General features: G+C 67.3%; 10 protein-coding genes. 7 read left to right on the top strand and 3 right to left on the bottom strand.

Annotation, left to right across the window (positions count from 1 at the left end; genetic code table 11):
- Positions 1-65 precede the first annotated feature (65 nt).
- The 6 genes from BGN95_RS14475 (at position 66) to BGN95_RS14500 (ending at position 6,446) form a co-directional block, all read left to right on the top strand.
- Positions 66-1,556: an efflux transporter outer membrane subunit gene (locus BGN95_RS14475; RefSeq protein ID WP_286773074.1), complete on the top strand. Its 1,491-nt coding sequence runs from the start codon at positions 66-68 to the stop codon at positions 1,554-1,556.
- A complete protein-coding gene (locus tag BGN95_RS14480; RefSeq protein ID WP_286773075.1) occupies positions 1,549-2,691 on the top strand; it encodes an HlyD family secretion protein in 1,143 nt (380 codons plus the stop codon). The genes BGN95_RS14475 and BGN95_RS14480 overlap by 8 nt, the downstream gene beginning before the upstream one ends.
- Positions 2,692-2,726: 35 nt before the next feature.
- Complete coding sequence (locus BGN95_RS14485) at positions 2,727-4,256, top strand: DHA2 family efflux MFS transporter permease subunit (RefSeq protein ID WP_286773076.1); 1,530 nt, start codon at positions 2,727-2,729, stop codon at positions 4,254-4,256.
- A gap of 128 nt (positions 4,257-4,384) precedes the next feature.
- Positions 4,385-4,933, top strand: coding sequence for a hypothetical protein (locus tag BGN95_RS14490; protein WP_265312713.1), 549 nt, complete (start codon positions 4,385-4,387; stop codon positions 4,931-4,933).
- A gap of 69 nt (positions 4,934-5,002) precedes the next feature.
- On the top strand, positions 5,003-5,698 hold the full coding sequence (locus BGN95_RS14495) for a DUF899 family protein (RefSeq protein ID WP_265312714.1): 696 nt from the start codon (positions 5,003-5,005) through the stop codon (positions 5,696-5,698).
- 91 nt (positions 5,699-5,789) lie between these two features.
- Positions 5,790-6,446, top strand: coding sequence for a TetR/AcrR family transcriptional regulator (locus tag BGN95_RS14500; protein WP_286773077.1), 657 nt, complete (start codon positions 5,790-5,792; stop codon positions 6,444-6,446).
- A gap of 5 nt (positions 6,447-6,451) precedes the next feature.
- Here BGN95_RS14500 and BGN95_RS14505 read toward each other — a convergent pair whose 3' ends face one another.
- Both BGN95_RS14505 and BGN95_RS14510 read right to left on the bottom strand, forming a co-directional pair.
- Positions 6,452-6,895, bottom strand: a complete 444-nt coding sequence (locus BGN95_RS14505; RefSeq protein ID WP_286773078.1) for a hypothetical protein — start codon at positions 6,893-6,895, stop codon at positions 6,452-6,454.
- Positions 6,896-6,975: 80 nt separating this feature from the next.
- Positions 6,976-7,941, bottom strand: coding sequence for a poly(ethylene terephthalate) hydrolase family protein (locus BGN95_RS14510; RefSeq protein ID WP_286773079.1), 966 nt, complete (start codon positions 7,939-7,941; stop codon positions 6,976-6,978).
- Positions 7,942-8,154: 213 nt separating this feature from the next.
- On the opposite strand from BGN95_RS14510, the gene BGN95_RS14515 reads away from it, so the two are divergent.
- On the top strand, positions 8,155-8,535 hold the full coding sequence (locus BGN95_RS14515; protein WP_179514060.1) for a glycine zipper 2TM domain-containing protein: 381 nt from the start codon (positions 8,155-8,157) through the stop codon (positions 8,533-8,535).
- A gap of 107 nt (positions 8,536-8,642) precedes the next feature.
- On the opposite strand, the gene BGN95_RS14520 is transcribed toward BGN95_RS14515, so the two are convergent.
- On the bottom strand, positions 8,643-9,807 hold a 1,165-nt coding region (locus BGN95_RS14520; RefSeq protein ID WP_286773080.1), incomplete at its 5' end, for a L,D-transpeptidase family protein.

A 9,807-nucleotide genomic window follows, 5' to 3' on the forward strand; every position in this document is an offset into this window, starting at 1 on the left:
ATATTGACAAGAGCGGCACGCGGGATCAGGCGAAAAACCGTACTTACTGGTACGGAGTTTCAATCGTGCGAGTCGTCACTGATCATCGGGCGTCGCTGCGAGCGGCAGCGCTTGCGCTGCTGCTGTCGGGGTGCGTCTCCGTCCCGCCGCTCGGGCCGCGGCCGGAGATGCGCGCGACGCAAAGCTTCGCGGCAGACCAAAGCCTTGCCCCCGCCGTCTCGCCCGCGGCAACCTGGCCCGACGGCAATTGGTGGCGCGGCTATGGCGATGCCCAGCTCACCACGCTGATCGAGGAAGGACTGTCCGGCGCGCCCGATATCGCCGCGGCGATCGCGCGGCTGCGGCAGGCCGACGGCTATCGCCAGCAGGCGGGCGCGGCGCTGCTGCCGCGGGTCGACGCGCAGGCGCAGGCCGGCGGCGCCAAGCAAAGCTACAACAACGGCATCCCCGCCGCCTTCGTCCCGAAGGGGTGGAAGGATACCGGCAGCGCCGCGCTCGATTTCAGCTTCGACCTCGATCTGTGGGGAAAGAATCGCGCCAATCTGCGCGCAGCGACCTCCGATGCCGATGCGGCGGCGATCGATGTCGCACAGGCGCGGCTGCTGCTCGCTACCAATATCGCCAGCGCTTATGCCGATCTCGCGCGGCTGTTTGCCGAGCGCGATGTGCAGGCCGACGCGGTGGCCTCGCGCGTCGAGACGCAGAAGCTGGTCGCCGATCGCGTCGCGGTCGGGCTCGATACCCGCGCCGAGCTCAAACAGGCCGATGCCGCGGTGCCGGCCGAGCGGACCCAGCTTTCCCAGATCGACGAATCGATCGCACTCACCCGCAACCGGCTCGCCGCGCTGATCGGCAAGGGTCCCGACCGCGGGCTTTCGATCCAGCGCCCGACGCTCTCCTTCGCCGCGCGCAGCGTGCCGGCCGACGTCACCACCGATCTGATCGGTCGCCGTCCCGACATCGTTTCGGCGCGCGCGCGGGTCGAGGCGAGCGCGGCGCGGATCAAGGCCGCGCGGGCGGATTTCTATCCCTCGGTCAGCCTGACCGCGCTGGTCGGCTTCCAATCGCTCGGGCTTTCGAACCTGTTCGTGTCGGGATCGCACAACGGGCAGGCCGCCGCCGCGGTGAGCCTGCCGATCTTCCACGGCGGCGAGATCAGGGGCAAATATCGCGTCGCGCGCGCCAGCTATGACGAAGCGGTCGGGAGCTATGACGGCGCGGTCGCCACGGCGTTCCACGACGTCGCCGATGCGGTCACCAGCCAGTCGATGCTCGGCGAACAGCTTGCCCAGTCGCGTCAGTCGCTCGCCGACGCGCGGGAGGCCTATGCCGTCGCGAAGCTGCGCTACCAGGGCGGGCTCTCCAATTACCTTGCGGTGCTCACCGCGCAGAACAGCATGCTCCAGCAGCAGCGCGTGGTGGTCGATCTCGAGGCGCGCGCCTTCACCCTCGACGTCGCTTTGGTGCGCGCGCTCGGCGGCGGCGCGGTCGCTGCTTCCCCCTCCCCCGTCAGCGCCGCAGCCGGCGCGGTTTCCAAGGACAAGATTCATGGCTGACGCCGATCCCCGTTTCGACGCGAGCGCCGAGATCGCCACCCCACCCGCCCCCGGCAATCCCAAGCGGCGCAAGGCGCTGCTCGGCATCGCCGGTGCGGTGCTGCTCGCCGGCGGCGGCTATGGCATCTGGTATGTGGCGGTCGGCAGCCATTATGTCTCGACCGACAACGCTTATGTCGGCGCCGATACCGCACAGGTGACCCCGATGGTCGCGGGGCAGGTGGCGCAGGTGCTGGTGTCGGACACGCAGAATGTGAAGCGCGGCGACGTGCTCGTGCGGATCGACGATGCCGATGCGCGGATCGCGCTCGCCGATGCCGAGGCCGCGCTGGCCAAGGCGAAGCGCCAGTTCGGGCAGACCAGCGCGACCGGCCAGTCGCTCGCCGCGACGCTGGCGGCGCGCGATCAGGCGATCGCCAGCGCGCAGGCCGGCCTCGCCTCGGCTCAGGCGGCTTTCCAGAAGGCGTCGGTCGATCTCGACCGCCGCAGGAAGCTCGCACCGAGCGGCGCGGTCTCGGCCGACGAGCTGACCTCCGCGGTCAACGGCTATGCCGCGGCGAAGAGCAGCCTCGACAGCGCGCGCAGCGCGGTGCAGCAGGCGATCGCGGCCAAGGATGCCGCGAAAGGCGATCTCGCCGCCAATCGCGCGCTGACCACCGGCACGACGGTCGAGACCAACCCGGACGTGCTCGCCGCGCAGGCGCGGGTCGATCAGGCGCGGCTCGATCTCGCGCGCACCGTGATCCGCGCGCCGGTCGACGGCGTGGTGACGAGCCGCGCGGTCCAGGTCGGCCAGCGGCTCGCCGCCGGCACCGCGGTGATGAAGATCGTGCCGGTCGACCAGCTTTATGTCGACGCCAATTTCAAGGAAGGCCAACTCACCCGCGTGAAGCCGGGGCAGAGGGTGACGGTCACCTCCGACCTCTACGGCAGCGACGTCGTGTTCCACGGGACGGTCACCGGCTTTTCGGGTGGGACCGGCGCGGCGTTCGCGTTGATCCCGGCGCAGAATGCGACCGGCAACTGGATCAAGGTGGTCCAGCGGCTGCCGGTGCGCATCAGGCTCGATCCGCGCGAACTCAAGGCGCATCCGCTGCGCGTCGGGCTGTCGATGGACGCCGAGATCCACCTCTGAGCGCTCCGCCGCCAGCCCGAAGGAGGGCAACATCCGTGGCCACGCAATCCGAACAACCCGTCACGCTTTCCGGCCTGCCGCTGCTGCTCGCGGCGCTCGGGCTGGGGCTGAGCAATTTCATGGTGGTGCTCGACACCACGATCGCCAACGTCTCCGTCCCGCATATTTCGGGCGCGATCGGGGTGGCGCCCGATCAGGGGACGTGGATCATCACCTCTTATTCGGTGGCGGAGGCGGTGTGCGTGCCGCTCACGGGCTTCCTCACCGCACGCTTCGGCAGCGTGAAATTGTTCATCGGCGCGCTGATCGGCTTCGCGCTCTTCTCCTTCCTGTGCGGCATCTCGACCTCGCTCCCCGAGATCGTGCTGTTCCGGCTCGGCCAGGGTTTCTGTGGCGGCCCGCTGATGCCGATCACCCAGACGCTGATGATGCGCATCTTCCCCAAGGAGCGGCAGGGGCAGGCGCTCGGCATCTGGTCGATGACGACGGTGACCGCGCCGATCTTCGGCCCGATCCTCGGCGGCGTGCTCAGCGACAATTGGTCGTGGCATTGGATCTTCTTCGTCAACCTGCCGGTCGCGATCGCGTGCATCGCCGCCGCGATCCTGCTGCTGCGCCCGGTCGAGACCGCGCTGCGCCCGGCGCGGATCGATCGCAGCGGGCTCGCACTGCTCGTGGTGTGGATCGCCGCGCTGCAGCTGATGCTCGATCTCGGCCACGATCGCGACTGGTTCAACAACCATCTGATCATCGCGCTGGCGGTGATCGCGGCGGTCGGCTTCGCGGTGTTCTGCGCCTGGGAGTTGACCGAGGAGCATCCCGCGGTCAATTTGCGCGTCTTCCGCCCCCGCGGCTTCACCGCCAGCGTGATCGCGCTCGCCTTCGCCTTCGGCACCTTCTTCACCACCGCGGTGATCATCCCGCAATGGCTGCAGGCCGATCTTGGCTATACCGCCACCTGGGCGGGCTATGCGACCGCGTTCACGGGCGTTTCGGCGCTGCTGGTGGCACCGATCGCGGCCAATCTGTCCAACCGCGTCGACGCGCGCATCCTCGTCTGCTTCGGCGTGCTGTGGCTCGGCGCGACATCATTGCTGCGGACGCACTGGTTCAGCGGCGCCGATTTCTGGACGCTGGCGATCCCGCAATTGCTGCAGGGCGTCGGCATGCCGTTCTTCTTCATCTCGATCACCACGATCGGGTTGAGCGCGGTCGACCCCGACGAGCTCGAATCGGCGGCGGGGCTGATGAGCTTCCTGCGCACCTTGTCCGGCGCGGTCGGCACCTCGATCGTCACGACCTATTGGGACAATCAGACCCGCGCCGCGCACAGCGAGCTGGTCGGCAAGCTCAATACCGACGACACCGTGGCCGCGCTGCAGAGCCAGGGGTTCGACCCCGGATCGATCGCCGGGCAGATCGAGCGGCTGGTGAGCACCGAGGCGAGCTCGCTCGCGACCAATCATGTCTTCCTGGTCTCGGCGGGGATGTTCTTCGTCGCCGCGATGCTGATCTGGGCCGCCCCCAAGCCGGCGCGGCAGATCGAACCGGGCGCAGCGCATTGAGGCCCCGACGAGCGTGGAGAGTTTCAAGAAACTAGAAAAGAATTATCGATCTTTTGCCGGTTTTATCGAGCATGCGATCGGCCGATATGAATGAGGGCGCGGCGACATCGCGCAGCACGAACAGGAGCATGACGATCATGGCCTATGTGCAATTCGAACAGATGCCGGACGCATCGGCGGCCGGCGCGGTGCGGCGCCCGCGCGCCGAATTCGGCGCGATCGAGCGCGAGGTGCTGCGACTGTCCTACGGCGACACGCGCTCGTCGCTCGGTGCGCCGGGCCATTTTGCCCGGATCGGCGGCTGGCTCGCGGGCCGGCGCGCCAAGCCGGCGCTTGCCGATCCGCGGCTCGAGGCGTTGCGCCGCTATGCCGTGCTTTACCGTCTCGACGGCGAAGCGCTCGATCCGATTGAGGAAACCGCGATCGCCGCCGCCGGGTTCGATCGGCATGCGCTTCGCGACGTGCGGCTGCTCGTCGACCGGCATGTCGCAAACCGTTCCCATAACGCCGCATCGCGGCTTCGTTCGGTGTTCACGTTCCTTGGGGGGACGGTCGTCCTCGGCGCCGTCGCACTGCTGCTCCAGCAGGCGACCGACGACCTTGCCGTCTCCGCGATCGTCTCGGGCATTCTCGGCGCGACTGCCGTGTCGCTGCATCACCCCGCCGCGCGAGCCTGACCGGCGCACGGAACCAAGCCGCCCGCCAATTTGTTGCGCACGGAACCGGTCGCAAATTGGGGGGACAAGATGCCTGCCTCGTCAATCGAACTGGCTGCATTGCGCAAACCTTCCCCCGATGAATCCGCCGATTATGCGCGGGCGCGGCAAAGCCTGCTGGCGGAAGAGATCGAGCTGCAGCGCCATCTCGACCGGGTCGCGGCGCTGCGCCGAGAGCTGCCGCCCGGCCCGCTGATTAAAGCGGACTATCGCTTTAGCGACGCGAACGGCACCGAGGTCCGCCTGATCGACCTGTTCGGCGACAAGAATAGCTTGCTGACCTATTTCTGGATGTACGGCCCTGAGCGCGCGCGCCCGTGCCCGATGTGCACCAATTTGCTCGGGCCGCTCAACGCCAATGCCAATGATCTGCGACAGCGGGTCGCGCTGGCGGTGTTCGGGCGCAGCCCGGTCGAGCGGCAGATCGCCTTTGCGCAGGAGCGCGGCTGGCATCACCTGCGGTTCCACCAGACGGTGGGCGACAGCTATCCGCTCGATTTCGGCGTGTTCGATCCGGCGACCAAGGCGGAATATCCGCTGCTTGCGGTGTTCCGGAAGGATGGCGACGAGGTCCGCTTGTTCTGGAAAGGGGAAATGACCGGCGAGATGGCGGACCCCGGCAAGGACCCGCGCGGCGGCCCCGATTTCGCGCCCTTATGGACCGCGCTCGATCTCACCCCCGAAGGGCGCGGAGAAACTTGGTATCCGAAGCTGGAATATGATTGAGCGTCGTCCTTGACGCACCCTCCCCCGTCCCGCCACATCGGCGGAAAGCGCGGCCCCTGACCGGCCGGGCATCGAAGGGACGGGCAAAAGGGTGACGGCAGCAGCACCGGCAAGGAAACGTCGAACCCAGGCCGAGCGCACCGCGGAAACCCGCGAGGCGCTGCTGGAAGCCGCGATCGGGCTGCTTTATCGCAACGGTTACAGCAAGACGCCGATCGAACTGATCGCCGAAGAGGCGGGCGTGACGCGCGGCGCGATGCGTCACCATTTCCGCACGCGCGCGCAATTGATGGCGGCGGTGATCTGCACCGTCTACGAGCAGGAGCATCGCAGCTATCGCGAGATCGCCGCCAGCCGCGGTCGTGCGGCGGTTCTTTCGGACTGGCCCGACATGCTGTGGGCGGTGCTGAGCAAACCCTCGGGCCTCGCGGTGCTCGAAGTGCTGCAGGCGTCGCGCAGCGATCCCGAGCTCGCCGCGCTCGTCATGCCGATGCAGGCGCAGATCGAGCAGATGTCGTTCGAGGCGATCAAGGAGCAGTTCGGCAGCGACGACGAGGCCGAGACCCGCGCCGCGATCAGGTTGTTCGTCTGGGCGGTGCGCGGCCTTTCGATCGCGCAGGTGCTGACGCCCAACCCCGCCGACACCCGCCGCTCGATCGACTTTCTCAAGATGCTGATCGAGGGGGCGACGAAAGCGGGCCTGGTCGACGCGCAGGGCCGCCCGGGGCCGGCGCGGCGCACCGACTGACCGCGCTAAGGCAGCGGCTGGCCTTCGCGGCATATCATCGCGATCCGGTCGAACTCGTGCGAGCCGTCGTCGGTGGCGAGCATCTTCAGATGCCCCAGCCAGACGAAGCGCCTGAACACCGGATCCCTCGAAGTGCGCTTTTCGCCACACGCGATCTGCGGGGCGTCGCGGCGGACCGCAACGCTGCGCAATTCGGCACCGCGATCGGCGATCGACGCGAGGATCGCGGTCTCGATCGCCGGCGTAGGCGCGGTCGCGGCCGGCGATCCCGTGGGAGTCGGCGCCGCGTGGGCGCGCAGCGGCTCCATCGGTTCGGCGGTGCCGGTATCGATCGCTTTCGTCCGCGCGACCTCGGGCGCGGCGGGCGCGCGGAAGAAGAGGAAGACGGCGGCCGCGATCACCGCGACCACCGCAAGGGGAAGCAAATAACGGTCTGTTACGCGACGCATCGCCTCATTCTCGTCTCTGTCGGGGAAACCGATCCTCGGCCGCACGCCGCTTTTTCGCGGCGGACGTGCGACCGCAACGATCACGGCACGTTGCTGACCTGCCCGGTCCATGCGCTAGCGGTGAAGAACTCGCCGGATCCGGCCTTGAACGCCGCGCCGGCGGCGGCATCGCCTTTGAGCTTCCACACCAGCCACGCGGTCGGGAAGCCGAGATAGCCATAGGTCCCGTTGTTGCAGGATTGGAGAATCCCGAGCAGCCCGCACCCCGGCGTGCCCGAGATATCGTTATGGTTGGTGCCCTTGAGCAATCCCTTGGCCTTGGCCATCGCCGCCGGCGTCGCGTTGTAATAAGCGGTTTGCGAATTGAGCTGCGTCCCGCTGCCCTGCGTATCCGGCGCGATCAGCCCGTCGGCGGTGCCGCTGACATAGAAGATCGACCCCGCCCCGCCGGCCAGGGTCGGCGTCAGCAGGCAATTGTCCGCCGGATTGCACCACATCTGGCTCGGCAGATGGAAGACCACCGCGGTACTGATCACCCCGTTCGAATGGAACATCGCATTGGCCGCGCCCGAGGCGCCCTGCGAATGGCCCGCCGCGCCGACATGCGAGAAATCGATGCGATGGTAGAAGGGGCTGGCCGGATCGGCTTCCTCGCCCTGCATATAAGCAAGCGAATCCAGCGCGGTATTGCCAAATCCGGTTTGCTGATCGCGGGTCGCGACGATCACGAAACCCCAGGAGGCGAGGTGCCGCAGCCAATAGGTATATTTGTCGGGCGTCGCCGCGGTCCCGTTGGCCCACACCACCAGCGGCCACCGCGTCGTCGAGGAAGTGACGTCGCTGGGATAGAATATATCGCATTGGTTGCCCTTTGAATCGCACGGTGCCGCCGAGCGGGTCTGGGTCGTGGCGAATGGGCCGTTGGCATAATATTTCGTTTCGATCGGCCCGGTGGGTGCGTTCGGCACCGACTGCGCCAGCGCCGGAACCACCGGTATTACGGTGGCGAGGAGCGCCGCAACGGCCGCTCGCGATAATCCCTTCATCTGCCTCTCCCTTTGATCGACTTTCCGGCCGGGCGCCCGATCGATCGACGGTGCTCCCGATCGCGCGGCCCGGCCGCCAAAGATGTTAAAGCCGAGATTGAATTTACATTCAGTAAAGAATGTAAATTCAATCGAGCACGAGAGCGGCGCCAGCGCGCGGTGAACCCCGACCTGCGATGAAGCGTTGAACCTCCGCTAATAAGGAGATGTCCCATGCGTATGAAATTGGTCGCCGCTATCGCTGCCGCCACCGTCGCGCTGCCGGTCGCGTTGCCGGCACCGGCTGCCGCCCAGCATCGCGATCGCGATTATCGCTGGCAGGGGGACAGGCAGGGCTGGGATGCATCGCATTCCTATCGCCCGGGGCGCTATCGGGAGCGCCGCCTCAGCCGCAACGATCGCATCTACCGCGGCCGCGACGGGCGTTATTATTGCCGCCGCAACGACGGTACCACCGGTCTGGTGATCGGTGGTCTGGCAGGCGGCCTGCTCGGCAACGCGATCGGCGGCGATACGCTCGGCACGCTGATCGGCGGCGCCGGCGGCGCCTTGCTCGGCCGTTCGGTCGATCGCGGCCAGGTGCGCTGCCGCTAACCTCACTTTAGACGGTCGGGAGCTCGGATCACGGTGATCCGAGCGCCCGATCGATGGCTCGCCCCTAGAACCAGCCACCCCCTGCCACGCGTAATCCCTGAGCCTCTTCATCGCGGCACGCGCGGCCGCTGGAAACTTGCCGCTGCCGGTGGGTCCCAACCGTAAATGTCGCCGAAGACGGCCAGTGAGCCGCCGTTCGATGTTGGGCCGATCGTGAAATAGCCGATAAGGACCGGCATCGGGCGCGGCAGCGCGATGTTGCGCGTCTGGCCGGCGCCGACGATCGCCTTCACCGCCCCCGGCGGCATATCCGCCTTCGTCCCAACGAGATCGGTCGCCAGCGCGATTGCTCCTTCCACGCGAATGCAACCGTGACTAAGCGCGGGAACGGCGCGATCGAACAGATCCTGCGCCGGCGTGTCGTGGAGGTAGATCCCATAGGCATTCGGCATGTCGATCTTGACCTTGCCCAGCACATTCGCGGGCCCCGGCTGCTGGATAACGGCGATCCTGCCACCGGCGTCACGGCGAACGACATAACCCCCTGCCCGCGCCATGTCGGGATGGGCGAAGAGGCGCGCGCCGAGCTTCTCGCCCTCGGCGATCGGCTCAGGCACCGTCCAGACCGGGTTGAGCACGACCGCCGCGGCTTTCTCCGCCAGAATCGGCGTCGCGGTATCGCCGGGCTTGCCGACGATCACGCGATAGTTCCGAACGACGTCGCCACCGCGCACCTGCCGAAGCCGGAACTCGGGCACGTTGACGAACAGATAGTCGCTGCCGAAGTCGCGCGGAAACCAGCGCCAGCGATCCATATTGACGCGCAACAACGCACGTCGGCGGATGTCAGCGGCAGGAGTCCCGGCCAAAGCCTCCTTCAGCGCAGCATAATCGGGCGCCGTGGGGTCGAGCGACGCAAGGGTGCCGGAGATGTCATGCGTGCGGAGGGCACGCGCCAACACCGCGTCGGCCGGGTTACGAATCTCGTCGTCGTCGTCGACATACCATGCACCGCGGTCATCGACGGGCGTGCGACCATCACGCAAATCCTCGACCAGCGCGGTGAAGGAAGCATCGGCGGCAGCGTCGAGGACCGCGCCTTCCCTATTTTCGATCGCGCGCCGTAGCGTTTGAGGCGCATAATCGGCGGGAATCAGTCCTTCATTCTCGATCCCGTCGATATAGGCCAGGAGCGCCCTTGCGTCGGCGATCGTCCACCGGCTCTCTGCTCGTTGTGCGTGCGCGCCCGAAATGATCGAGACGGCGAGCAGC

The sequence above is a fragment of the Sphingomonas sp. 66-10 genome (genome assembly GCF_001897045.1).
GTDB lineage: Bacteria > Pseudomonadota > Alphaproteobacteria > Sphingomonadales > Sphingomonadaceae > Sphingomonas > Sphingomonas lycopersici.

Coding starts and splice junctions, on each gene's coding strand:
- BGN95_RS14480 (WP_286773075.1), top strand. CDS start 1,549: ATGGCTGACGCCGATCCCCGTTTCGACGCGAGCGCCGAGATCGCCACC.
- BGN95_RS14490 (WP_265312713.1), top strand. CDS start 4,385: ATGACGATCATGGCCTATGTGCAATTCGAACAGATGCCGGACGCATCG.
- BGN95_RS14495 (WP_265312714.1), top strand. CDS start 5,003: ATGCCTGCCTCGTCAATCGAACTGGCTGCATTGCGCAAACCTTCCCCC.
- BGN95_RS14505 (WP_286773078.1), bottom strand. CDS start 6,895: ATGCGTCGCGTAACAGACCGTTATTTGCTTCCCCTTGCGGTGGTCGCG.
- BGN95_RS14510 (WP_286773079.1), bottom strand. CDS start 7,941: ATGAAGGGATTATCGCGAGCGGCCGTTGCGGCGCTCCTCGCCACCGTA.
- BGN95_RS14515 (WP_179514060.1), top strand. CDS start 8,155: ATGCGTATGAAATTGGTCGCCGCTATCGCTGCCGCCACCGTCGCGCTG.